Raw genomic sequence first — 25,168 nt, 5'->3', positions numbered from 1 at the left:
ACTGCTATCGACCCAAAACGAACATCCCTCGCACCGCACGCTCTGCACCCCGTTGGGTCCGGTTATACGTCGGCTTGTTAGCCGAACCGAGCGGCTCTAAGATCGAACCATCTCAAGGTCATAGCCGGCCATGCGCTGCGCTGTGGATGACAACAAAGGATCCTTCAGTGAAAATTCGAGAAATGTTTTGCGGGCTGGCCATATTGGCGATGGCCAGCCCGGTACTGGCGAACAAGTACATCATCGATATGCAGGGTGAATCGCCCAACCGCGTGATCGTGTATGCCAATGCGGAAGATATCGCCAGACTGGGTGGCAGTGCATTCTCCAAAACGCTGATCCGAGGGATGGAGCTGGAACTGGTCTACGAGGCGGCGGACAAGCCTCATTGGACGGTCATGGCGGCGCAATTCGAATGCCCCAACATGAATCGCATGATCATGCCGGACTTGAACGGAAGCAATGTGCGGGTCCCGAAAGATTCCGAGATCAAACTTGCATCCTTGCCGGAAGTAGACACCATCAGGTTCCGTTCCAATGGAGGTGGAACCTGGTCCCGGAAGAAGGACAGGTACGATGCAACACAACCCACGGATTGGCAAACGACCTCGAGCTACACCCTGCTGCAGGCCTATCGCATTGCCTGTCAGCCGGATGCTTTCTCGAGCGCACTGCAGGCGTCGGGTAACCCGGAGCGCTCTATCAATAACGGACTGCTTGCAAAAAATATGGAAGGGCTCGGCATCCATGTTTTGGGCGTGGTTCCGATAGGTACTGGTGAGGATGCGGCGGATTTCACCTGGAAGCACATCTGGAAGGACGCGGTACGTCCACCCTCGGTAGCCGCGCGGAAAATGACGCCGGATGAAATCGCCGGACTCAAACGAAACGTGGCCGAGCTCAGGTCGAGCGTTGACCGTGAAGCAGATAAGACCAATGCAACGCTCAAGAAGCTTGGCGGAGAACTTTCCTTTACCACCAAGGCTGCGCAATTGCGCGGCAAGCGCAAGCTGTCGCGGGCCGAGTCAACGCTGGTCCAGGTGTGGGTAGGGAAGACAGAACACGATGTGGTCGTGGCGAACGGGCCGCCGGCAATCAATGATGCCGGTGGGATGCGCTTTCTTTCCTACGGCAGTTCGTACGACAACCAGGTGCAGTGGGTGAATGCTTTCAATGGCGCCCCAATGGGCACGGCGGGCGGTTGGCAGTATTGCAACGTGCGCTATGTCCTGATTCCGGACGAGTCGGACAACGTAAACAAGGTTGTCGATGTCCGGGTGACGGCTGACTCTGCAGGGGATACCCGAGGCATGCATGCCTGCGCCAACATCATGAACGCGCCCGGCCAATAGACGGCACGGTAAGGCGGTGTAACGTACTGCCCCGGAGCTGTCGTCCGGGGGCCTACTTTACCCGCACCGCCATGCATTCCTTCAAACGCTTATAGGCGGCCTGCACGGCAATGGGTTTTATATCGACCATGGATTTGCCATCCATGCCGATGGTGTAGTGGGCAGTGTCGCTTTTATCCTTCAGAACCGAATCAAACTTGAGCGACAGGATGAAAACCCCTCCCTGGCCGTCACTGCCGGGTATCTGGTAGGCCCCGACATCAGCATTGCCCAGCCCATTGCCGAATGTGACTCTTACGGTCTTAGGGGCTTTTACCTGGGGAATGTCCTTGCTGTTGAACCACAGCATCCCGTCGCCTTTTTTGGCCATGTCGGCATCCCACGGACCTGCAATTTTCAGCGAGGCCGTCTCGGTGATGAAACTTACGGAGCACTGGTAGCCATCGTTCACCGCCTTGTGCGACAGCACCCAAATGCCTTCCTTGCCTTTGTAGAACGGCGTGTTTGCCATTTTCCCGTCATTCGCCGAATTGCCACCACCCAACAGTTCCATTGGTACCTGCGCCATCAAGGCCATAGGAAGCAGTGCAAGCATGCATGCGGCGATGCGGGGGCGGAGTTTCATGTCGGCGTTCTCTCGGGGCGGTCTGCACATGTGGGAACGACCTGCTGGCCGTCGTGTGGCTTCGGTACATTCTGCTGGAATGCCCTATTAGCGGCAAGCACGGGTGGCAGCCAGTGTAGTGGGCAGTGCACACAGCCGAGCTTGCGCGCGCGGCTGTGCCCCATGGGAGTACCCGTAATTTGGCTGAAGTGATGGACTGGGAATTTGATGGATATGTCCCCGCTTGACGTGACCGGCGAAGGTTGCTGTTCGCTACTACTGGTGTGCTGCGATCACTGGCTCTCCAAAGCAAGGGTCAGAATACGGAGCACCCCGGCTTCCCAGAGGCTTACCACCCCATCCCGAACACCCGCACATTGACCCGCCCCAATCCCTAAAACTCGCGGCTCCGCCGGAATAGCTCAGTTGGTAGAGGGGCGCATTCGTAAAGCCTCCAGCGCAGTTCCAAAACGATGTTTACAAGCAACACCGAACAAGGCCTGCTAACGAGGGCCTTTGTTTTTTCAGGTCTTTTTAATTGATATGGACGAGAACGGTCCAAGCTGGAAATGAGCGCATCGCACGCGCGTTGGCTTAGCCCCGTTAGCTGCCGGATACCAAAGACAGCAGTCGGCCACTACCCCGGCACAAGCTCCGGCCTGGAACTTAGCTGGCTCCGATACCATGCCTAGAACGCTCCACCAAGCATGGTACCGAGATAAATCTTATGACTTAGCCTTTTCGAGCCATGCGAAAGACCATTAACAATACAGAGCACATCAGCCTAGAATCAGATTTTATCTTTAAAAATCAAAATATTAAGAAAAAATCCTACTCCCACTCAATCGTCGCAGGCGGCTTGCTCGACACGTCATACGTCACGCGGGAAATACCCTCGATCTCGTTGATGATACGACCGCTTACGGTTTCCAGCAGTTCGTAAGGCAGGTGTGCCCAGCGTGCGGTCATGAAGTCGATGGTTTCGACTGCGCGCAGTGCGACAACCCATGCGTAGCGGCGGCCGTCGCCGACGACGCCAACCGATTTCACGGGCTGGAACACGACGAAGGCCTGGCTGACTTTGTGGTACCAGTCGGCCTTGCGCAGTTCTTCGATGAAGATGTGGTCGGCGCGACGCAGCAGGTCAGCGTATTCCTTCTTCACTTCACCGAGGATGCGCACGCCCAGGCCTGGGCCGGGGAATGGGTGGCGGTAGACCATGTCGTACGGCAGACCGAGTTCGAGGCCCAGACGGCGGACTTCGTCCTTGAACAGCTCGCGCAGGGGCTCGACCAGTTTGAGGTTCATTTCTTCTGGCAGGCCGCCCACGTTGTGGTGCGACTTGATGACATGTGCCTTGCCGCTTTTCGCGCCAGCCGACTCGATCACGTCCGGGTAGATGGTGCCTTGCGCCAGGTACTTGATGTTGTCCAGCTTGCAGGATTCGGCATCGAACACGTCGATGAAGGTGCGGCCGATGATCTTGCGCTTCTTCTCTGGATCGCTCTCGCCTTCCAGGTTGTTCAGAAACTGTTCTTCGGCGTTGGCGCGGATGACCTTGACGCCCATGTTCTCGGCGAACATGGCCATGACCTGCTCGCCTTCGTGCAGGCGCAACAGGCCGTTGTCAACGAAGACGCAGGTCAGTTGGTCGCCGATGGCCTTGTGCAGCAAGGCGGCGACCACGGAAGAGTCAACACCGCCGGACAGACCCAGCAGGACGTTGTCGGTGCCGACCTGGGCACGGATGGTGGCGATGGCGTCGTCAGCGATGTGCGACGGCGTCCACAGGGCTTCGCAGCCGCAGATGTCGAGGATGAATCGCGACAGGATGCGACCACCCTGCTTGGTGTGGGTCACTTCCGGGTGGAATTGCACGCCGTAGTAACCGCGGGTGTCGTCGGCCATGCCGGCAATCGGGCAGCTCGGGGTGCTGGCCAGGACGTGGAAACCGTCCGGGATTTCGGTGACCTTGTCGCCGTGGCTCATCCAGACGTCCAGACCGAACACACCATCGGCGTCGATGTGGTCTTCGATGCCGTCGAGGATGCGGCTCTTGCCGACGACATCCACGCGGGCATAACCGAACTCGCGCAGGTCGGAACCGGCAACGCGGCCGCCCAGTTGCTCAGCCATGGTCTGCATGCCGTAGCAGATGCCGAAGACCGGAACGTTCAGGTCGAACACGGCTTGCGGCGCGCGCGGGCTGTTGGCTTCGTGCACAGACTCCGGGCCACCGGCGAGGATGATACCGCGCGGGGCGAATTCGCGAATCGCTTCGTCGTCCATGTCGAACGGATGCAGCTCACAGTAAACGCCGATTTCACGCACGCGGCGGGCGATCAGCTGGGTGTACTGGGAACCGAAGTCGAGGATCAGGATACGGTGGGCGTGAATGTCGAGGGCCATGACTCAATCTCGTCAAAAAACAGAAACGACACGGGGCTGCGTCAACAGCCCCGGCTATGAAACTTGCTGAACTGCATCGCGGCGCGAACCCCGATGCAATCCGGATCAACCAACGCGATAGTTCGGCGCTTCCTTGGTGATCTGCACGTCGTGAACGTGGGATTCAGCCATGCCGGCACCGGTGATGCGCACGAATTCAGGCTTGGTACGCATCTGTTCGATATCGGCACTGCCGGTGTAACCCATGGAGGAACGCAGGCCGCCCATCAACTGATGGATGATGGCGGACAGCGGGCCTTTGTAGGCGACACGGCCTTCGATACCTTCCGGCACGAGCTTCTCGGCACCGGCGGACGAATCCTGGAAGTAGCGGTCGGACGAGCCTTGCGCCTGGGACATGGCACCCAGCGAACCCATGCCGCGATAAGCCTTGTAGGAGCGACCCTGGAACAGTTCGATCTCGCCTGGCGCTTCTTCAGTACCGGCGAACATCGAGCCCATCATCACGCAGGAAGCGCCCGCCACGATGGCCTTGGACAGGTCACCGGAGAAGCGGATACCGCCGTCGGCGATCATCGGAACGCCAGTGCCTTCAAGGGCAGCGGAAACGTTGGCGATGGCGCTGATCTGTGGAACGCCGACACCGGCAACGATGCGGGTGGTGCAGATCGAGCCAGGGCCGATACCGACCTTGACCGCGTCAGCGCCAGCCGCGACCAGCGCCTTGGCCGCTTCGCCGGTGGCGATGTTGCCGCCGATGACCTGCACTTGCGGGAAGTTTTCCTTGACCCAGCGAACGCGGTCGATCACGCCTTTGGAGTGACCATGCGCGGTGTCGACAACCACCACGTCAACGCCGGCAGCAACCAGCGCGGTGACGCGCTCGCCGGTATCCTTGCCGGTGCCGACGGCTGCGCCGACCCGCAGACGACCCTGGTCGTCCTTGCTGGCCAGCGGGTATGCCTTGGCTTTTTCGATGTCCTTGACGGTCATCATGCCCTTGAGCGCGAACTTGGCGTCGACGATCAGGACTTTCTCGAGACGGTGCTTGTGCAGCAGTTCGCGCACTTCGTTCTTGTCAGCGCCTTCGCGCACGGTGACCAGACGCTCTTTAGGCGTCATCACTTCGCGGACAGGAACATCAAGACGGTTTTCGAAACGTACGTCGCGGGACGTCACGATGCCGACCAGGTCGCCATCATGTAGCACGGGTACGCCGGAAATGTTGTGCATGCGGGTGAGTTCGAACAGGTCGCGAACCGTGGCGTCGGCCTCGATCGTGATCGGGTCCTTGACGACACCGGCCTCGAACTTCTTGACCTTGCGCACTTCGGCAGCCTGCTGCTCGATGGTCATGTTCTTGTGGATGATACCGATACCGCCTTCCTGAGCCATGGCAATTGCCAGACGGGCCTCAGTGACAGTGTCCATTGCAGCGGAGACCAAAGGAATATTCAGCTCGATGCCACGGGTCAAACGGGTTTTCAGACTGACTTCGTTGGGCAGTACCTCGGAATAACCGGGCACAAGGAGAATGTCGTCGAATGTAAGGGCTTCTTGACTGATACGCAGCATCGCGGGGGCTCCCGGGCGGGAAATTGGAAGCGCGCCATTATACCTACACACCCTGCCCGGCTCAATGTAAACCTCAGTCTATTATCAAAGCCACTTATAAGCGGACTTTGACGAAGGACACCGGACGATCCAGACGCTCGGCGAACTCGTCGAGAAAGGTCTGAGTGAAAGACGCATCCAGCCAGTTATTGAAGATGAATCCCAGGTTGGAAAAGCCGCACGCATCCAGAAACAGAAAGCCGTTGATGTCGTCTTCGTGACGGCATTCAGGGCACGTGAAGTTGTCGGTGTGGCCGGGCATCCAGTCTTCAAGGCTGTCGAACAGCGCCTCGCCGATCTCGCGACGACATTCCGGGCAGCCAGCTTCTTCGGCGAAATGGTTCAGCGGCGTGAAGATGCAGCGTTTGGTCACGACTTCCAGACCGTTGACGATTTGCCCGAACGGCAAGGCATCCGGGTTCTGCACCACGCGTCTGGCGCCCGGTGCCACGGCATAAGCCATTTTGTTTCCGGCGCGCCCGCAGGTGGTCAGCTCCGGCTCGACCACATTCAGTTTGATCAGCCAGCGCAGGATCAGGCGCGCTCTGGCCTCATGGGCCGGGAAGGTCGAGATTTGCGGGACGATGATGCTTTGGGTGTTCATGACGGAGTGTCGCTTGAAGCTGAGTGAGGCCGCAGCTTAATCGGCCCTGATGTCAGGTCAAGCGTCAGTTCGGTATTCATCCCGCCATGTAGCGGCCGATCAAGGCAATGCCGCTGACCAGCACCAGCCAGGTCACCAGGCGTACGAAGGTTTCGCGCGACAGCCTGTTGGTCAGCGCCCTGCCCACCGACGATCCGATCAGCATCGCCGGTAACAGGCAGGCACCGAGCACCAGCAACGGGATTTGGGCATAGACACCGGCGATCAGGAACAGACTCAGACGCACCATGGTGCTGCAACTGATCAGCGCGCTTTGCGTGGCGCGCGCCTGCTCTTTTGAGGTCAGGCGGCTGTTGAGGTAGATCGCGTATAAAAAGCCACCACTGCCAAACAAGGCACCGAACAACCCGCCGACAGTGCCTATCGGGATTGCCCAACCTGCTGCGAGTTGAGTCGGTCGCACTTTGACTGCCAGGCTGTAAAGCGCGTAAGCCGTGACAAACAGCCCCATTAATAGAAGCAGCAGATCGGACTTGAGGTTAAGCAGAAACAGCACCCCCAATGTGCAACCCACGGCCATGCACGGCAGCAGACGCAGAAGTTCGGATCTGACCACCAATTGTCGGGAAGGCAGCAGGTTGCCGAATGCAGCGAGAAAATCCAGCATCACCAATAAAGGAATGATGTGCGAAAGCGGCATGAAGTTGATCAGGATAGGCCCTGCCACCAGCGCCGTGCCGAAGCCTGCGATGCCGAAAACGATATAAGCAGCTATCACGCTCAACTCGATGATCAACCAGTCGAGCGGCGTGAAGCCCAGTTGCATGAAGGCCGCGAACACCCCGATATCGCCCACGATGCTTCCTTTCTGAAGGACCTGAGGAGGACTCTAGCAAAAGCGCCGGCGTGCCGCCGTCACGCGCTGCGTCACCTTTGCCCGCTGAGTGCAGATCCCGTGCGCTCAACCGACATTGCCTTTATGATGCCCGACATGATCAAAGACCCTTTCGCAAGACTCGGCCTCGACCGGGAAGTCCTTACTGTCAGCCAGCTCAACGGCCGTGCGCGGGTGTTGCTGGAGGACGTATTCAGCAGCATCTGGGTCGAGGGCGAGATCTCCAACCTCTCGCGTCCCGCGTCGGGCCATGTGTATTTCACCTTGAAGGACTCGGGTGCCCAGGTGCGTTGCGCGCTGTTTCGCCAGAGCGCGGCACGCGTACGCCAGGCCCTCAAGGACGGCTTGCAGGTCAAGGTGCGCGGCAAGGTATCGCTGTTTGAAGGTCGCGGCGACTATCAACTGATTCTCGACACCGTTGAACCGGCAGGTGACGGCGCGCTGCGTCTGGCGTTCGATGCACTGAAGGCCAAGCTCAGCGATGAAGGCCTGTTCAGCGCCGAACGCAAGGTCGCCCTGCCCCTGCACCCGCAACGCATCGGCATCATCAGCTCGCCCACCGGCGCCGTGATTCGCGACATCATCAGCGTGTTCCGCCGTCGTGCGCCGCGTGTCGAGCTGACCTTGATCCCGACCGCGGTTCAGGGGCGCGAAGCTATCAATCAGATCGTCCGCGCGCTCAAGCTGGCCGACTCCCGGGGCTTCGACGCCCTGATCCTGGCCCGAGGCGGCGGATCGCTGGAAGACCTGTGGTGCTTCAACGAAGAAGCCGTGGCACGCGCAATCGATGCCTGCGTGACACCTATCGTCAGTGCGGTCGGTCACGAAACCGATGTGTCGATCAGCGACTTCGTGGCCGACGTGCGTGCACCAACCCCCTCCGCCGCAGCCGAACTGTTGGCGCCCGATTCCAGCGACCTGCATCGCCGCGTCGACAACCTGCATCGCCGACTGGTCAGCCGTATGCAGGACCGCCTGATGCGCGAACGCTTGCGCCTTGAGGGGATCTCACGTCGTCTGCGTCATCCCGGCGAGCGCCTGCGCCAGCAGTCTCAGCGCCTGGACGATCTGGACATGCGCCTGCGTCGCGCCTTCGATCACAGCGTGCACCAACGACAGGTGCGTCTGGCGCATATGCAAAGCCGTCTCGCCGCACAGCATCCGGGACGCACGCTGGCGTTTCTGCGTCAGCGACTCGATGGGCTGGCCGAGCGCCTGCCCCGCGCCATCCGTGAACAGATCAAGACCCGCAAGCTGCACCTGCAGAGCCAGGTTCAGACCCTCAACGTTGTCAGCCCGCTCGCCACGCTGGGGCGCGGTTACAGCATTCTGCTCGACGAACGCGGTCATGCGATCCGTACCGCCGCGCAAACCCGGACCGGTCAACGCCTGACCGCGAAGCTGGGTGAAGGCGAACTGCAAGTGCGGGTCGAGGACAACCATCTCACGCCCGTGACCCTTTCTCTTCTGGACTGACTGCCTGATGCTACGTTTTATCGCCCCGCTGTTCGCTCTGTTGCTGTGCCTGCCCGCGCAGGCCGACAGTTTCATTACCCGCGCACTCAACAAACCGGTGCCCGGCGGCGTTGCCGTGATTGATCTGGGCACCGGTGTGCAGGCTCCGACCGCCACCTATCAGGGCAAGCCGGTATTGGTGGTCAAGGAAAAAGGCACGCGCTGGCTGGCAATTGTCGGGATCCCGCTGACCGTCAAGCCGGGCGCTCAGCAGATCACCTCAGGCGGCCGCTCGCTCGGCTTCACGGTTGGTACCAAGAAATACCCGGAGCAGCGCATCACGCTGAAGAACAAGCGTCAGGTCAATCCGAACGCTGAAGACAACACGCGTATTGAAGGCGAGCTGGCCGAACAGATTCGCGCCTACCGCAGCTTCAGCCCGGGTACGCCGAGCAACCTGATTCTCGACAAGCCCGTCAATGGGCCACTGTCCAGCAAGTTCGGCGTTCGTCGTTTCTTCAACGGCGAAGAGCGCAACCCCCATGCCGGGCTGGATTTCGCAGTGCCTGCAGGCACGCCAATCAAATCGCCCGCCGCTGGCAAGGTGATTCTGATCGGCGATTACTTCTTCAACGGCAATACCGTGTTCGTCGACCATGGTCAGGGCTTCATCAGCATGTTCTGCCATATGTCGAAAATCGATGTGAAGCAGGGCGATGTCGTGCCGCGCGGCGGCGTAGTCGGAAAAGTCGGCTCTACGGGCCGCGCAACCGGTCCTCACATGCACTGGAACGTGAGCCTGAATGATGCCCGCGTGGATCCGGCGATCTTTATCGGCGCGTTTCAGCCTTGAGGGTGTGCAGATAACAGATCTAAGCCCTGCATAAGATTTTGGGGGCGCGGCTTAACGGCCGCGCCGAAATCTGTTTCTGCCTGCAGGCGTGGGAGCTCTCGGAGGTTACGACGGCAGCGATGGGCTGCGCAGCGGCCCCTGATAGCATCAGTCACACCGCATACGCAGACCTTGCTGCCGGTTCCCGGCAGATCGCCGGCAAGCCGCCTACCACCCTCTCCAGTCTTTCTCGTTCATCACCGACCTCGGTCTCAGAAAATACGTGCGGGCATCTTGCGCACATCAATGCCCGGCAACAATAACCCTGATAGAAACACACTGAACGCGCGATAAAAAAGCCGAAAAACAAAGATAACAAGAATTTATCCCAATTATTTTCAAGTGCTTGCCATCCTTGACCCCAGTGGTTACGGTTGCCGTCATGAAAACCTCTCAAACCCTATTCCTGTTGCGCCAACATCGGTGCCTCAGCCTGGTCAGTGCCCGACTGCCAGGCTTGATTGCAGTGCCTCGACCTTAGTTTGCGACAACGGTTGGCCGCCTCTTTCCGGCCTTTCAGTACAAAGGACTATTCACATGACCATGCTCAAAGATCCCTCGAACAAGTACCGCGCGTTTGCGACCATCGATCTGCCTGACCGCACCTGGCCTTCGAAGACCATTACTGCGGCGCCGATCTGGTGCAGCTCCGACCTGCGCGACGGTAACCAGTCGCTGATCGAGCCTATGGATGCGGTTAAAAAGCTGCGCTTCTGGAAGACGCTGGTCAGCGTGGGCGTGAAGGAAATCGAAGCCTCGTTCCCGTCAGCCTCGCAGACTGACTTCGACTTCGTGCGCACCCTGATCGAAGACGGCCATATCCCGGACGACACCACCATTCAGGTGCTGACCCAGGCACGTGAGGATCTGATCGCCCGCACCTTCGAATCACTGCGCGGCGCGAAGAAGGCCATTGTCCACCTGTATAACGCCACCAGCCCGTCGTTCCGCCGCATTGTGTTCAATCAGGACAAGGCTGGCGTGAAAGACATCGCAGTCAACGCTGCCAAGCTGTTCGTCAAATACGCGGCTCAACAGCCTGAAACCCAGTGGACGTTCGAATACTCCCCGGAAACGTTCAGCGCAACCGAGCTGGAGTTCGCCAAGGAAGTCTGCGACGCCGTGATCGAGGTCTGGAACCCGACGCCGCAGAACAAGGTGATCCTCAACCTGCCCGCCACGGTGGAGGTTGCCACGCCGAACATCTATGCCGACCAGATCGAATGGTTCGGCCGCAACATCACCCGTCGTGACAGCGTGCTGATCAGCCTGCACACCCACAACGACCGCGGCACCGGCGTCGCCGCCACTGAACTGGGCCTGATGGCGGGCGCGGATCGCGTCGAAGGCTGCCTGTTCGGTAACGGCGAGCGTACCGGCAACGTCGACCTGGTCACGGTCGCTTTGAACCTGTACACCCAGGGTATCAACCCTGAGCTGGACTTTTCGGACATCGATGGCGTGCGCAAGGTCGTCGAAGAATGCAACCAGATTCCGGTTCACCCACGCCACCCGTACGTCGGCGACCTGGTCCATACCGCGTTCTCCGGCTCGCACCAGGACGCCATCCGCAAGGGCTTCACGCAGCAAAAAGAAGGCGAGCTGTGGGAAGTGCCTTACCTGCCAATCGACCCGGCCGACATCGGTCGCAGCTACGAGGCCGTGATTCGCGTCAACAGCCAGTCGGGTAAAGGCGGCATCACGTATCTGCTGGAACAGGAATACGGCATCTCGCTGCCACGCCGCATGCAGATCGAATTCAGCCAGGTGGTGCAGGGTGAAACCGACCGTCTGGGCCTTGAAATGACCGCTGAGCAGATCCACTCGCTGCTGCGCCGTGAGTACCTGCAGGCCAACACGCCTTACGCGCTGATCAGCCACAAGTTGCAGGAAGAGAACGGCAACAGCTCGGTCGATGCCGAAGTGCATGTGGATGGCGAAACCCAGCACTGGCGCGGCAAGGGCAAAGGAGCGCTGGAAGCACTGGTAGCGGGCCTGCCTATCGCCGTGGAAATCATGGACTACAACGAACACGCCATCGGCTCCGGCACCACAGCCAAGGCAGCGGCCTACATCGAGTTGCGAGTGAATGGCGACAAGGCCGTGCACGGTGTGGGCATTGACGAAAACATCACCACCGCCAGCTTCCGTGCGCTGTTCAGTGCGCTGAATCGTTCGCTGAGCCAGGCACAAGCCAAAGCGGCCTGAGTGAATGACATGGGCAGCGGACACCGATCCGCTGCCCATTTTCAACCTGAAATAGCCCCTCCCCGCCTGGTTCCGATACAGAACCAGGCGTCTGCGGAAGATTCCACTCTGCGCATGACCCTGTCCGTTTCGGCATAATCTTTTTTATTTATGCTGTGGTAGCATGCTGCCTTTACCTCAGACTGACTTGAATCGAACAGCAACTCATAAGCTGAAGATGCCCGTCTGAATTGACCTGCCCGCTCCACCTTTCCTATAAAAACCAAGACGACTACTGCATTGTTTCCCGGACGAAGAAAATGCACGGGTAGACCTTCCGTGCATTGAAAACAGCATTGGCGTCGTTAACGCCAAGCTGATCCAATCACATTTGGAGCGATTATGCCCAAGGCTTCCCATCAAGACCTGCGCCGCAGCTTTCGCGAGCTGACCTCGTCAACATCCTGCTATCACACTGCCTCGGTATTCGACCCCATGTCTGCGCGTATCGCGGCCGACCTGGGCTTTGAAGTCGGCATCCTCGGCGGCTCGGTCGCCTCGCTGCAGGTACTCGCAGCGCCTGACTTCGCACTGATCACCCTCAGCGAATTCGTCGAACAGGCTACGCGCATCGGCCGTGTCGCCCAGCTTCCTGTCATTGCAGACGCAGACCATGGTTACGGCAATGCCCTTAACGTCATGCGCACTGTCACTGAACTGGAACGCGCAGGCATCTCGGCCCTCACCATCGAAGACACCTTGCTACCCGCGCAGTTTGGCCGCAAGTCGACAGACCTGATCTCCACGGCAGAAGGCGTCGGCAAGATTCGCGCGGCGCTGGAAGCCCGGGTCGATCCGGAAATGTCGATCTTTGCCCGCACCAATGCGGCGATCATTCCGGTTCAGGAAGCCATCAGCCGTGTGCAGCAATACCAGAGCGCTGGGGCCGACGGCATTACCATCGTCGGCATCCGTGACTTTGAGCACCTGGCGCAGATTTCCGAAGGCCTGACCGTGCCGCTGATGCTGGTGACGTACGGCAACCCGGAGCTGCACGATAATGACCGTCTGGCCGAGATGGGCGTGCGAATCTGTGTGGATGGACACGCGGCCTACTTTGCAGCAATCAAGGCGACCTACGACTGCCTGCGCGAGCAGCGCCAGATTCTGGGCAGCACCTCGAACATGAGCGCGACCGAACTGACACACACCTACACCCAGCCGGAAGACTACGTGGAGTGGGCGAGAAAGTTCATGAACGTCAACGAGTAAGCATGACGTCAGTGCTGTAGCGCTGAAACAAAAAAGCCTCCCTCTCGGTCAGAGAGGGAGGCTTTTTCATGAGGCCGATTTCACCAACACCCGCGAGCCGCTTCAGGCCGTGGTATTCACGCCGCCCTGAGTCTGCAACTGCAGCAGCGAGGCTTGCAGGGTTTGCAGCGTGGCGCTGGTCGCCATGATTTGAGACAGGATCGACAAGGCCTTCTGAGCCTTCTCTTCCGGCGTGCCCTTGCCACTTTGCGCGGCGGCCAGTTGCGACTGCTCTTGGGCCAGCTGCTTCTGAGCCTGCTTGATCTGCTCCTTTATCTTCTCGATGGTCGAGTCAAGCGCAGACGAGCTTGAACCGCCTGCACTGCCGCCTTCGACAGGGCCAGTCGCGTTCGCGGCCGCAACATCCGTTTCAGCCGTCTTCTTATCATCCGTGGCAACTGCAGTGGCTGCTTGTGCTTCCTGGTTTTTTACCGTTACAGACAACGAACTTGAGTAAGCATTAAGCGTGGACGTATTGATCGTAGTCATGACGTTCTCCGGAGGGACTGCGAACGCTATCGACCGACTTGAAACATTCTGAAGCATTTATTGAATATTAAATGAATCGGCGTCCAGCCCGGCCGGAAAGCGCGTTCGATAGGCCTGAAGATCAGCCGCATTCAGGGTTGCCTGAAACACGCCATCCGCTTCACCGATACCGAGCAACGTCTCGCCCTGGAAGTCCAGTACCTGACTGTCTCCGGTATAGGCGAAGCCCTTGCCATCGGTTCCGACGCGATTGACCGCCGCCACGTAGCACAGGTTCTCGATGGCTCTGGCGGGCAGCAGCCGATTCCAGTGCAGACGTCGGGCACCCGGCCAATTGGCGGTGTAGAGCAGCAGATCGGTGTCCTGAGCATCGCGGCTCCAGACCGGGAACCGCAAGTCGTAGCAGATCAGCGGCCGAATACGCCAGCCCTTGAGTTCGAACATCACCTGACGCTCGCCTGGCGTGTAGTGCTCATGCTCGCCTGCCATACGAAACAGGTGGCGCTTGTCGTAGTGCAACAGCTCGCCATCAGGACGTGCCCACAGCAGGCGGTTACGATGACTGCCATCGGCTGCGCGGATAATCACGCTGCCCGTAATGACCGCACCGATCCGTCGGGCTTGCGCCAGCAGCCAGTCGGACGTCGGACCTGCCTCGGGCTCGGCGAGCGCTTCTGACTCCATCGAGAAGCCGGTGGTGAACATCTCCGGCAAAATCACCAGATCGGCACCCCTCGCCTGATCAAGCAGCAACTCGAAATGCTCCAGATTGGCGTCCCGGTCATGCCAGGCCAGCGTGGTCTGGATCAGAGCGAGGTTAAGATTCGGCAATCCGCTCATATCGCGCATAGTTTTTCCGCCGCCAGACGCAGCGTCTCCTCTTGCTTGGCGAAGCACAACCGGATCAGGCGCTGACCTTCAGGCGGGCTCTGGTAAAACACGGAGATCGGAATACTGGCCACGCCATGTTCGCGGGTCATCCACAGCGCCATGTCGACATCGTTGAGGTCCGGACGAATCTGCGAATAATCCACCAACTGGAAATAGGTCCCGCCGACCGGCGCGAAACTGAAACGTGAAGGCTTCAGTTGATTGCAGAAATAATCACGTTTGGCCTGATAGAAAGCAGGCAATTCGTCGACGTGCTCCGGGTGTTCAGCCATGAAATCTGCCAGCGCGAACTGCAGCGGCGTCACCCCGCAGAAGCTCACATATTGATGCACCTTGCGCATCTCGGCGGTCAACGCAGGCGGTGCGACCACGTAACCGGTTTTCCAGCCTGTTACGTGATAGGTCTTGCCGAACGAGCTGACGACGAATGCACGCTGATACAGCTCTTCATGATCCAGCACACTGACATGACGCAGGCCGTCGAACACCAGATGCTCGTACACCTCGTCGCTGAGCAGATAGATGTCACGCTCGGCAATCAACGCCGCCAGTCGGTCAAGTTCAGCGCGACTGATCAGCGCGCCGCTCGGGTTGTGCGGGCTGTTGATGACGATCATGCGCGTACGCGGGCTCAGTGCGTCGCTGAGTTTCTGCCAGTCGATCGAGAAATCATCCAGCCCCAGTTGCACATGAACACAGCGGCCGCCGGCCAGTTCGACCGCCGGCTCGTAGCTGTCATAGCAGGGATCGAAAATGATGACTTCGTCACCAGGACGAATGACCGTCTGAACGGCACAGAAAATCCCTTGCGTGGCACCCGGCGTGATGGTGATTTCAGTGTCCGGGTTGACGGTACGCCCGTAGCTGCGGGCGATCTTGGCCGCAACCTGCTGACGAAGCGCGGGCAGGCCGGTCATCGGTGAGTACTGGTTATGGCCCTGCATGACATGACGGCATACCGCATCACGCAATGCCTGCGGCCCATCGAAATCGGGAAAGCCCTGGGACAGATTAATAGCGCCGGTTTCGGCAGCCAGTTGTGACATGACGGTGAAGATGGTGGTGCCCACATTAGGCAGCTTGCTGTCGATCATGGAGCCCTTTCCCTGCAATCCCCCGGCACCACGGCGGCACGGGTCAGGCAGGATAGCCCATGGAGCGCGCATAAAAAAAGGCACCAGAGGTGCCTTTTTCGTACATTTCCTACAGACGATTCAGCGCTTATCGCGGCGCTTCTTGTCGGCTTTCTTGTGGTGCGACATCATCCGACGCTTCTTGTTGACCTGGCGGTCGGTCAGCGTGTTCTTGTTGCCTTCATACGGGTTCTCACCGCCCTTGAACTCGATACGGATCGGCGTACCGACCAGTTTGAGCACACGGCGATAGGTGTTTTCCAGGTAGCGGACGTAGGACTTGGGGACCTTCTCGACCTGGTTACCGTGGATCACGATCAACGGCGGGTTGGCACCCCCCAGGTGAGCGTACCGCAGCTTGATGCGGCGGCTGCCAACCATCGGCGGTGCGTGCTCGCTGACGGCGTCTTCGAGAATCTGGGTCAGACGGCTGGTCGGCCAGCGAGTGACCGCAGACTTGAACGAGTTCTGTACCGACTGATACAGGTTGCCCACGCCCGTGCCGTGCAGGGCCGAGATGAAGTGAATGTCCGCGAAGTCGACAAAGAACAGACGACGCTCCAGCTCGACCTTCACGTAGTCACGTTCGCCCGGCGTCATGCCGTCCCACTTGTTCAGCGCGATAACCAGCGCACGACCCGCTTCAAGGGCGAAGCCCAGCAGGTTGAGGTCGTGATCGACCACGCCCTCGCGGGCATCCATCACGAAGATCACGACGTTGGCGTCCTTGATGGCCTGCAGCGTCTTGACCACGGAAAACTTTTCAACTTCCTCGTGAATCTTGCCGCGCTTGCGCACACCGGCGGTATCGATCAGCGTGTACTTCTCTTCGTTACGCTCGAAGGGAATGTAGATACTGTCACGCGTAGTGCCCGGTTCGTCATAAACGATGACCCGGTCTTCACCCAGCATGCGGTTGACCAGCGTCGACTTGCCGACGTTGGGGCGACCGATGATTGCGATCTTGATGCCGTCCTTTTCGCTGGGGCCTGGAATGCGCTTGGCTTCCTGACCTTCGGCGACCTCTTCGACTTCAGCGTCTTCCTGGTCGTCCTCGTCGCGCGGGAATTCGCGCAGGGCGATTTCCAGCATCTGCGAGATACCGCGACCATGGGCGCCGGCTACCGGAATGGCATCACCCAGACCCATCGGACTGAACTCGGCACGGGCCAGGTTTTCGTCGATGTTGTCGATCTTGTTGGCGACCACATAGGAACGCTTGTTACGTTTGCGCAGGTGCTCGCCAATCATCTGATCGGCAGCGGTATAGCCTGCTCGGGCGTCTACAAGAAACAGCACCACATCGGCTTCTTCGATGGCCAGCAGCGACTGCTCGGCCATCTTTTCGTCCATGCCATGCTCGTCACCGGAAATACCGCCGGTGTCGATCAAAATGTAGGAGCGCCCCTGCCACTTCGCCTCTCCGTATTGGCGATCACGGGTAAGACCGGACAGATCGCCGACAATGGCGTCGCGGGTCCTGGTCAGGCGGTTGAACATGGTGGACTTGCCGACGTTCGGTCGACCCACCAGGGCGATTACGGGAACCATGCGGCTCTCCACTTCGTTATTTCAGAAAATACAAAAGCCGCTGCAGGGCAGCGGCCGGAGTTCGGGGCAGTGCCCGAGGGCACTGCAGCCTTGCCTGAGCAAGGTCGCCAGAGGCCTTGGGCCTCCGGCATGTTCACTCATTACTTGATGGTCAGGGCTTCCAGTTTGCCGCTGTTGCCATACACGTAAATCATGTCACCAACCACCAGCGGACGAGCACGCAGCCCATCGCTGTCGATGCGCTGACGCCCCACGAAACGACCATCCACCTGGCTCAACAGGTGAAGATAGCCTTCCATGTCGCCGACCGCGATGTAGCTGGAATACACTTCCGGCGCGCCCAGTTGGCGACGGGCCAGAGATTCGTTGCTCCACAAGGCGGAGGAAGAACGCTCGTCGATACCTTCGACCGTACCGGAGGCCAGCGTCGCGTAGACGCTGCCGAAGCCCTGGGCAACACCCGAGTAGCTAGACGCATCACGCTGCCAGAGGACTCGACCGCTTTCCAGCTCCAGACCCGCAACACGGCCCTGATAAGTCGCGACGTACAGTGTACCGCCGGACAGCAAAAGGCCGCCGTCGATATCAACCACACGATCCAGTTCCGAGCGACCTTGCGGGACCGCTACGCGCTGCTCCCAGATCGGCACGCCGTTGGTGATGTCCAGCGCGACCACCTTGCCAGTGGACAGACCTGCCACCGCAAGGCGATTGGTCGCCAGCGGTGCGCCTGTACCACGCAGGGTCAGTACGGCCGGCGTGCTTTCGTAGATCCACAGTTGGGAACCGGTGGAGGCATCGAAGCCGACCACGCGATCATCCTGAGTCTGAACCACGACAACGCTGCCGTTGGTGGCAGGCGGAGCCAGCACTTCACTGGTCACGCGAGCGCGCCACTTTTCCTCACCGGTGGTTGCGTCCATGGCGACCACTTCACCCTTGAGGGTGCCGATCATCACCAGGCCGTAACCCACACCAACCGCGCCGGACACCGGAAGATCGAGATCCTTCTTCCAGATCACGTCGCCGGTCAGGCGGTCCAGCGATACGATTTCGCCCGTGACGTCGGCCGCATAGATGCGATCGCCATCGATGGCCGGAACCAGCATGTTGTAAGTCTTGCCCTGGCCGTCACCGATGGAGCGGCTCCACTGCTTCTGCAGGACCACTTCTTCCTTGAAATCGGTCAGCTCGGCTGGCGGCAATTCCTTCTTGCTATTGCTGCTGCAACCCGCGGCCAGAATGGCCAGAGCCAGCAATGCTGCATGTTTCCAACGAATCACGTCACGCATCCCCTTTCGCCAGATCGTCGAGCTTCATTTGCAGGCCGCCCACCGCTGCGTCTTCGGACAGAGCAGATTTGGCCTTTTGGTATGCAGCATGTGCCTCGTCGGTACGACCCAGCTGTACCAGCAGGTCACCCTTGAGTTCTTCACGGCTGGCCAGGAACGATTTATCCGCATCGCCCGCCAGCAGTTTCAGCGCGTCATCCGCCTTGTTCTGTGCAGCCAGCACGCGAGCCAGACGCTGGCGGGCAATTTCGCCCAACGTGTCGTTGGCAGGCTTGTCGGCGACCGCCTTGAGCTCTGCAGCCGCGTCGTCAAGTTTACCGGCATCCACGGCCACTTTGGCGACGAAAAGACTGCCGAACTGCGCGTAAGTCGTGCCGCCGTATTCGCTTTTCAGCTTGCCGGATATTTCGGCGACACGGGTAGTGTCTGCCTGGCCACTGGGCGTCAGTGCGGTTTCGAGCAACTGCTGATAGAGCATCGAGGCGCCTTGCGACTGATTGGCCTGATACCTGTGCCAGAACTGCCAGCCAAGAACCACGACCAACGCCAGCAGACCACCTGTTACCAGGGGTTTGCCGTTGCGCTGCCACCAGTCCTTCATTACTGCCAGCTCATCATCTTCGGAACTCGACACCCCAATACTCCTATTCGCTAAAACGGCTGTTAATCAGCTTCAACCCTGCACGATGCAGGAGGCCAGGTGCTCGGACAGAGCATCCCAGGCAATATTTTGTTGTTCACCCTGACCACGCAGGGGTTTGACGCCAATGATCTTCTGGGCGAGCTCTTCTTCGCCAAGGATCAGAGCATACAGCGCGCCGCTCTTGTCGGCCTTCTTGAACTGGCTCTTGAAGCTGCCGGCTCCGGCATTGACCTGCAGACGAAGGTTCGGCATGCGGTCACGCAATTGCTCGGCCAATGTCAGCCCGGCAAGTTCAGCCGCTTCGCCGAACGCGCACAGGTACACATCCACCTGACGGGAAATCTCTTCAGGGATCTGCTCAAGGGTTTCCAACAGCAGCACGAGACGCTCGATACCCATCGCAAAGCCGACACCTGCAGTCGGTTTGCCGCCCATCTGCTCGACCAGACCGTCGTAACGACCGCCCGCACAGACAGTGCCCTGAGCACCCAGTTGATCAGTGACCCATTCGAAAACGGTCTTGCTGTAGTAATCCAGCCCGCGCACCAGCTTGGGATTGATCACATACGGAATACCGGCAGCGTCCAGACGGGCTTTCAGGCCCTCGAAGTGCACGCGGGATTCGTCGTCCAGATAATCAGCCAGCTTCGGCGCATCCACCAGCACCGCCTGAGTCTCGGGATGCTTGGTGTCGAGCACGCGCAACGGGTTGGTTTTCAGGCGGCGCTGGCTGTCCTCGTCCAGTTGATCGAGACGGGCCGACAGAAACGCCACCAGAGCGTCGCGGTAACGCGCGCGCGCTTCGCTGGTGCCCAGGCTGTTGAGTTCAAGCTTGACCGCGTTACGGATGCCCAGCATGCCCCACAGGCGCCAGGTCATGACGATCAGCTCGGCGTCGATGTCCGGGCCATCAAGGTTGAAGACTTCCACACCAATCTGGTGAAACTGGCGATAACGACCTTTCTGCGGACGTTCGTGGCGGAACATCGGACCGATGTACCACAGCTTCTGCACCTGACCACCGCCCGTGATGCCGTGCTCGAGCACAGCACGCACGCATGCCGCAGTCCCTTCAGGGCGCAGGGTCAGGGAGTCACCGTTGCGGTCGGCAAAGGTGTACATCTCTTTCTCGACGATATCGGTCACTTCGCCGATTGAGCGTTTGAACAGGTCGGTGAACTCGACGATAGGCATACGAATCTGCCGATAACCGTAGTTATCCAGCAGACGCGAAACAGTGCCCTCGAAGTGCCGCCAAAGGGGCGTCTGCTCGGGCAGGATGTCGTTCATGCCACGAATGGCTTGCAGAGACTTACTCACAAAAAATCCTTAGCAATACGGGTTAGCTGCGCACGATGACCGATGCATCAGCTTCGACCTTTTGAGCCGCTTTCTCGCGAATCAAGCGTTCAAGCTCGTCCACGAGATTGTCGTTGGTCAGCTTCTGCGCGGGCTTGCCGTCGATGTAGATCAGGTTCGGCGTACCACCGGTGAGGCCGACATGAGCCTCCTTGGCTTCGCCAGGACCATTGACCACGCAACCGATAACAGCGACATCCAGCGGCACCAGCAAATCTTCGAGGCGACCTTCCAGCTCGTTCATGGTCTTCACCACATCGAAGTTCTGCCGCGAGCAGCTCGGGCAGGCGATGAAGTTGATGCCACGGGAACGAAGGCGCAACGATTTGAGGATGTCGTAACCGACCTTCACCTCTTCGACCGGATCAGCGGCCAGCGAGATGCGGATAGTATCGCCAATCCCTTCGGCGAGCAGCATACCTAGGCCGACGGCCGATTTCACTGTGCCTGAGCGCAATCCGCCCGCCTCGGTGATGCCAAGGTGCAACGGCTGGACGATCTGTTTGGCCAGCAGACGGTAGGCTTCCACGGCCATGAACACGTCCGAGGCCTTCACACTGACCTTGAAATCCGGAAAATTCAGACGATCCAGGTGCTCGACATGGCGCAGTGCCGATTCGACCAGCGCGGCAGGCGTAGGCTCGCCGTACTTCTTCTGCAGGTCTTTTTCCAGCGAACCGGCGTTGACGCCGATGCGGATCGGAATACCGCGGTCACGTGCAGCATCGACCACGGCACGCACACGGTCCTCACGACCGATGTTGCCAGGATTGATACGCAGGCAGTCCACACCCAGTTCAGCCACGCGCAAGGCAATCTTGTAGTCGAAATGGATATCGGCAACCAGCGGCACCTTGACCAGCTGTTTGATTCGGCCAAAGGCCTCGGCGGCGTCCATGTCCGGCACGGAAACGCGCACGATGTCCACGCCCGCGGCTTCCAGCCGGTTGATCTGGGCGACCGTGGCCGCCACATCATTGGTGTCGCTGTTGGTCATGCTCTGCACTGCAATCGGGGCATCGCCGCCGACCGGAACAGAGCCCACCCAGATTTTTCGGGATTCGCGACGCTTGATCGGAGATTCGCCGTGCATGACTTATTGCCCTAGTTTCAGGCGAGCAGTTTCGCCGCTGGTAAAAGGAGCCACGTCTACAGGCTGACCGTTGTAGCTGACTTGCGCACCGCGTGCGAAACCCAGACGCAGGGTCAGCGGCGGCTTGCCGTTGACGTCCAGGCTTTCGCCCTTGCGCTTGAGGCCACTGACCAGCACCTTGCCGTTGCCGTCAGTCACCTGGGTCCAGCAATCTGCGGTGAACTGCACGTTGACCTGACCGGCACCTGCCACCATGGGCGCAGGCTGTTCGGCGGGCGTGGTTGGCATCGACGGAACGACAGGTGCAACGGAAGGCGTCTGGGCCGTGGTCGCCGGAGGCGTTGCGGTAGCTGCAGGCGCCTGCGTGTGCGCAGGCGCGTTAACGGTTGGAGCCGGAACGACAGGCGTAGCGTTCTGGGTTTCATTGGCCGGCGTTCCGGCGTTCAACGGCAACGTGGTCTGACCGGCGGTCTGGTTCTCGACAACGGCCTGATCCTCAGGCTCATCCAGCGGATGAATCTGGGTCGTACCGTCGGCGCTTTCGACTTCAACGTGCTCAAGGTTGAGCCCGGACTGATCCTTGCCGCGCAAGGTGGCCTGATCCTGCCACCAGACGAAACCACCGCCCACCAGCACCACAAGCAACAACAGACTGACGATACGCAGAATGTTGTGCGACAGGCGAACGGGCTCTTCGATCCGGCCCAGTGCATGAACCGGGCTGCCCTTGCCGTCCGTACCGGTGAACTGGTCGAACTGCTCGACCAGCGCGGCCTGGTCAAGCTCAAGGAGTTTGGCGTAGGCGCGCACGTAACCGCGGGCGAAGGTATGCCCGGGCAGCTTTTCAAAGTTCCCGTTTTCCAGGTGACTGAGCGAGGCCACAGTCAGGTTCAGCCTCAACGCCACATCTGGCAGCGACCAGTTTCTGCTCTCGCGGACCTGGCGCAGGGTCTCCCCAGGATTCGTGCGGGTGGTTGCTACAACTTCGGGATGCGCCGCTTTCATCATTGCTCCGACAGGTATTGCTGATATTCCGGCGTACCGGGATAGAGTCTTTTTAATTGCAGACCATAACTGGCTGCCTTGTTGCGGTCGTCATAAATTTTAGCCAACCGCGCACCGAGCAATAGACTACGTGCATTTTGCTCGCTCAGCTGATTAAAGCGGTCGTAATAATCACGCGACGGCACATACTGCCCGTCTTCGTAGGACAACTCAGCCATTTCCAGCAGGGAGCGCGGTTGCTGACGGTCAAGGCGCAGGGCCTTGGTGAACTGCTCACGGGCTTGCTCACGGTTGCCGAGCTTGAGCGATGTCATGCCCAGGCTCTCGAAAACCCGTGAGCGCTCAGGGTAGAGGTTATCGGCTGCGGCCTGCTCGAAGCGCTCGTAGGCTTCCTTGTAACGCCCCTGCTCGAACAGGAAACTGCCGAAATTATTGACGATTCGTGTGTCATCGCGGCTGGCGGACATCGCCTTGCGAAAATACTGTTCGGCGAGCTCTGGCTCCATCTCGGCCTGAAAGACCAGTGCCAGCGCCGCGTTGGCCTGCGCATCTGAACCGTCGAGTTCAAGGGCCTTCTTCAGCGGGACCTTGGCACGTTCGGTCTGACCCTGCTGAAGGTATCCGATACCCAACTGAACGTAAGCCTTGCGCGCCTCTTCACGACCCTGGGAGGTCGAGAGCGGATTGATATTGCCTGTCGAGACGCAACCCACGAGCAGCATGACAGCACAGAGCAGCAATGAGGCGCGTACAGACATGAGATCCCTCTTGGCGGTGTCGCAGTCAGGTTCGGGTTGCTGCGCCTGGCGCTGTATCGGCCTCGGCACTCAACTCACGCACGGCAATGTAGCGCTCGCTACGGCGCGTGCGATCCATCACCTGCCCGACCAACTGGCCGCATGCAGCATCGATGTCTTCACCGCGCGTGGTACGCACAGTGACGTTGTAGCCCGCCTGATGCAACAGATCCTGAAAACGACGGATCGCATTGTTGCTCGGACGCTCGTAACCGGAGTGCGGGAACGGGTTGAACGGGATCAGGTTGATCTTGCAAGGCGTGTCCTTGAGCAGCTCGATCATCTCGACGGCATGCTCGACCTTGTCGTTGATGTCCTTGAGCATGGTGTACTCAATGGTGAGCACACGCTTTTCGCCCAGGTTCGACATGTAGCGACGGCAGGACTCGAGCAGCATTTTCAGCGGGTATTTCTTGTTGATCGGCACCAACTGGTTGCGCAGCGCATCATTGGGCGCGTGCAGCGACAGGGCCAGCGACACGTCGATGTGCTTGGACAGCTCATCGATCATCGGTACCACGCCTGAGGTGGACAGTGTCACCCGACGTTTGGAAATGCCATACCCCAGGTCATCCATCATCAGATGCATGGCGGCAATGACATTATCGAAGTTCAGCAGTGGCTCGCCCATGCCCATCATCACCACGTTGGTGATGGCACGGTCGACGGTTGCCGGGACACTGCCAAAGGATTTGTTGGCAATCCACACCTGGCCGATGACTTCGGCGGCAGTGAGGTTGCTGTTGAAGCCTTGCTTGCCGGTGGAGCAGAAACTGCAATCCAGGGCACAGCCCGCCTGGGAAGACACGCACAAGGTGCCGCGCTTGCCCTGCGGAATATAGACGGTCTCGACGCAACTGCCGGACTCGACGCGCACCACCCATTTACGGGTGCCATCGCTCGAAATGTCCTCGCTGACGACTTCAGGACCGCGAACTTCAGCGCAGGCCTTGAGCTTTTCGCGCAGGGCCTTGCTGACGTTCGTCATGGCGTCGAAATCATCGACGCCAAAGTGGTGAATCCACTTCATGACCTGACCGGCACGGAAGCGCTTCTCCCCGATAGAGTCGAAGAATTTTTCCATTTCCAGTTGAGTCAGACCCAACAGGTTGGTTTTACCAGTCGATGCAATCATGAATTCACCCTTCACTCGTGAGTCGCAAGACTTAGCGAGTGGTTACCTCGGTAGCTGCGAAGAAGTACGAGATTTCGCGAGCAGCGGCTGCTTCGGAATCGGAACCGTGAACAGCGTTGGCATCGATGGAATCAGCGAAGTCAGCACGGATGGTGCCGGCAGCAGCTTCTTTAGGGTTGGTAGCGCCCATCAGCTCACGGTTCAGAGCGATAGCGTTTTCGCCTTCCAGAACCTGAACGACAACCGGACCGGAAATCATGAACCCAACCAGGTCACCGAAGAAACCACGAGCGCTGTGCTCAGCGTAGAAACCTTCAGCTTCAGCCTTGGACAGCTGCTTCAGCTTGGAAGCAACGACGCGCAGACCGGCTTTTTCGAAACGAGTGGTGATCTCGCCGATTACGTTCTTTGCAACGGCGTCAGGCTTGATGATGGAGAAAGTACGTTGAACAGCCAT

At 59.3% G+C, this 25,168-nt stretch carries 22 protein-coding genes; 5 read left to right on the top strand and 17 right to left on the bottom strand.

Annotation, left to right across the window (positions count from 1 at the left end):
• Nucleotides 1-167 precede the first annotated feature (167 nt).
• On the top strand, nucleotides 168-1,352 hold the full coding sequence (locus BUB69_RS06880; protein ID WP_141121827.1) for a hypothetical protein: 1,185 nt from the start codon (nucleotides 168-170) through the stop codon (nucleotides 1,350-1,352).
• Nucleotides 1,353-1,404: 52 nt separating this feature from the next.
• Here BUB69_RS06880 and BUB69_RS06875 read toward each other — a convergent pair whose 3' ends face one another.
• From BUB69_RS06875 to BUB69_RS06855, 5 genes are all read right to left on the bottom strand, one after another.
• A complete protein-coding gene (locus tag BUB69_RS06875; protein ID WP_141121826.1) occupies nucleotides 1,405-1,977 on the bottom strand; it encodes a hypothetical protein in 573 nt (190 codons plus the stop codon).
• 810 nt (nucleotides 1,978-2,787) lie between these two features.
• Nucleotides 2,788-4,365: a glutamine-hydrolyzing GMP synthase gene (gene guaA / locus BUB69_RS06870; protein ID WP_024685910.1), complete on the bottom strand. Its 1,578-nt coding sequence runs from the start codon at nucleotides 4,363-4,365 to the stop codon at nucleotides 2,788-2,790.
• A 105-nt stretch (nucleotides 4,366-4,470) separates the two neighbouring features.
• Nucleotides 4,471-5,940, bottom strand: a complete 1,470-nt coding sequence (guaB, locus tag BUB69_RS06865; protein ID WP_073163691.1) for an IMP dehydrogenase — start codon at nucleotides 5,938-5,940, stop codon at nucleotides 4,471-4,473.
• Between the two features lie 94 nt (nucleotides 5,941-6,034).
• Nucleotides 6,035-6,583, bottom strand: coding sequence for a sugar ABC transporter ATPase (locus tag BUB69_RS06860; RefSeq protein ID WP_073163689.1), 549 nt, complete (start codon nucleotides 6,581-6,583; stop codon nucleotides 6,035-6,037).
• A gap of 76 nt (nucleotides 6,584-6,659) precedes the next feature.
• Complete coding sequence (locus BUB69_RS06855; protein WP_073164343.1) at nucleotides 6,660-7,409, bottom strand: sulfite exporter TauE/SafE family protein; 750 nt, start codon at nucleotides 7,407-7,409, stop codon at nucleotides 6,660-6,662.
• A 165-nt stretch (nucleotides 7,410-7,574) separates the two neighbouring features.
• Here BUB69_RS06855 and xseA point away from each other — a divergent pair, with 165 nt between their 5' ends.
• The 4 genes from xseA (at nucleotide 7,575) to BUB69_RS06830 (ending at nucleotide 13,284) form a co-directional block, all read left to right on the top strand.
• Nucleotides 7,575-8,954 carry an exodeoxyribonuclease VII large subunit gene (gene xseA / locus BUB69_RS06850; protein WP_163032172.1) on the top strand — a complete coding sequence of 460 codons (1,380 nt, stop codon included), beginning with the start codon at nucleotides 7,575-7,577 and terminating at the stop codon, nucleotides 8,952-8,954.
• 7 nt (nucleotides 8,955-8,961) lie between these two features.
• The gene (locus tag BUB69_RS06845; protein WP_073163684.1) at nucleotides 8,962-9,786 is read left to right on the top strand and encodes a M23 family metallopeptidase; all 825 of its coding nucleotides are present in this window, start codon (nucleotides 8,962-8,964) and stop codon (nucleotides 9,784-9,786) included.
• Nucleotides 9,787-10,362: 576 nt separating this feature from the next.
• On the top strand, nucleotides 10,363-12,033 hold the full coding sequence (gene leuA, locus BUB69_RS06835; RefSeq protein WP_073163682.1) for a 2-isopropylmalate synthase: 1,671 nt from the start codon (nucleotides 10,363-10,365) through the stop codon (nucleotides 12,031-12,033).
• A 381-nt stretch (nucleotides 12,034-12,414) separates the two neighbouring features.
• Nucleotides 12,415-13,284 carry an isocitrate lyase/PEP mutase family protein gene (locus BUB69_RS06830; protein ID WP_073163679.1) on the top strand — a complete coding sequence of 290 codons (870 nt, stop codon included), beginning with the start codon at nucleotides 12,415-12,417 and terminating at the stop codon, nucleotides 13,282-13,284.
• A 102-nt stretch (nucleotides 13,285-13,386) separates the two neighbouring features.
• Here BUB69_RS06830 and BUB69_RS06825 read toward each other — a convergent pair whose 3' ends face one another.
• The 12 genes from BUB69_RS06825 to ndk form a co-directional block, all read right to left on the bottom strand.
• Entirely contained in the window at nucleotides 13,387-13,812 is a 426-nt protein-coding gene (locus BUB69_RS06825) for a hypothetical protein (protein ID WP_073163668.1), read from the bottom strand.
• Between the two features lie 57 nt (nucleotides 13,813-13,869).
• Nucleotides 13,870-14,661 (bottom strand): amidohydrolase, encoded by a 792-nt coding sequence (locus BUB69_RS06820; RefSeq protein ID WP_073163666.1) that lies wholly within the window; start codon nucleotides 14,659-14,661, stop codon nucleotides 13,870-13,872.
• A complete protein-coding gene (locus BUB69_RS06815) occupies nucleotides 14,649-15,797 on the bottom strand; it encodes a pyridoxal phosphate-dependent aminotransferase (RefSeq protein ID WP_073163664.1) in 1,149 nt (382 codons plus the stop codon). Before BUB69_RS06815 ends, BUB69_RS06820 begins: the two co-directional genes overlap by 13 nt.
• A 120-nt stretch (nucleotides 15,798-15,917) precedes the next feature.
• The gene (gene der, locus BUB69_RS06810) at nucleotides 15,918-17,387 is read right to left on the bottom strand and encodes a ribosome biogenesis GTPase Der (protein ID WP_004878760.1); all 1,470 of its coding nucleotides are present in this window, start codon (nucleotides 17,385-17,387) and stop codon (nucleotides 15,918-15,920) included.
• Between the two features lie 140 nt (nucleotides 17,388-17,527).
• On the bottom strand, nucleotides 17,528-18,679 hold the full coding sequence (gene bamB / locus BUB69_RS06805) for an outer membrane protein assembly factor BamB (RefSeq protein ID WP_073163661.1): 1,152 nt from the start codon (nucleotides 18,677-18,679) through the stop codon (nucleotides 17,528-17,530).
• A complete protein-coding gene (locus BUB69_RS06800; protein ID WP_024687085.1) occupies nucleotides 18,672-19,313 on the bottom strand; it encodes a tetratricopeptide repeat protein in 642 nt (213 codons plus the stop codon). The genes bamB and BUB69_RS06800 overlap by 8 nt, the downstream gene beginning before the upstream one ends.
• 39 nt (nucleotides 19,314-19,352) lie before the next feature.
• On the bottom strand, nucleotides 19,353-20,642 hold the full coding sequence (hisS, locus tag BUB69_RS06795) for a histidine--tRNA ligase (RefSeq protein ID WP_073163659.1): 1,290 nt from the start codon (nucleotides 20,640-20,642) through the stop codon (nucleotides 19,353-19,355).
• A 22-nt stretch (nucleotides 20,643-20,664) separates the two neighbouring features.
• The gene (ispG, locus tag BUB69_RS06790; RefSeq protein ID WP_073163657.1) at nucleotides 20,665-21,774 is read right to left on the bottom strand and encodes a flavodoxin-dependent (E)-4-hydroxy-3-methylbut-2-enyl-diphosphate synthase; all 1,110 of its coding nucleotides are present in this window, start codon (nucleotides 21,772-21,774) and stop codon (nucleotides 20,665-20,667) included.
• Nucleotides 21,775-21,777: 3 nt separating this feature from the next.
• The gene (locus tag BUB69_RS06785) at nucleotides 21,778-22,779 is read right to left on the bottom strand and encodes a RodZ domain-containing protein (RefSeq protein WP_073163655.1); all 1,002 of its coding nucleotides are present in this window, start codon (nucleotides 22,777-22,779) and stop codon (nucleotides 21,778-21,780) included.
• The gene (gene pilW / locus BUB69_RS06780; RefSeq protein WP_024687089.1) at nucleotides 22,779-23,537 is read right to left on the bottom strand and encodes a type IV pilus biogenesis/stability protein PilW; all 759 of its coding nucleotides are present in this window, start codon (nucleotides 23,535-23,537) and stop codon (nucleotides 22,779-22,781) included. The genes BUB69_RS06785 and pilW overlap by 1 nt, the downstream gene beginning before the upstream one ends.
• A gap of 25 nt (nucleotides 23,538-23,562) precedes the next feature.
• Nucleotides 23,563-24,711 carry a dual-specificity RNA methyltransferase RlmN gene (rlmN, locus tag BUB69_RS06775; protein WP_024687090.1) on the bottom strand — a complete coding sequence of 383 codons (1,149 nt, stop codon included), beginning with the start codon at nucleotides 24,709-24,711 and terminating at the stop codon, nucleotides 23,563-23,565.
• A 31-nt stretch (nucleotides 24,712-24,742) separates the two neighbouring features.
• Nucleotides 24,743-25,168, bottom strand: coding sequence for a nucleoside-diphosphate kinase (gene ndk / locus BUB69_RS06770; protein ID WP_073163653.1), 426 nt, complete (start codon nucleotides 25,166-25,168; stop codon nucleotides 24,743-24,745).

Origin of the sequence: Pseudomonas asturiensis, assembly GCF_900143095.1 — a bacterium.
In the GTDB taxonomy this organism is placed as follows: Bacteria; Pseudomonadota; Gammaproteobacteria; order Pseudomonadales; family Pseudomonadaceae; genus Aquipseudomonas; species Aquipseudomonas asturiensis.
This window is presented reverse-complemented; position numbering and strand designations above follow the sequence as displayed.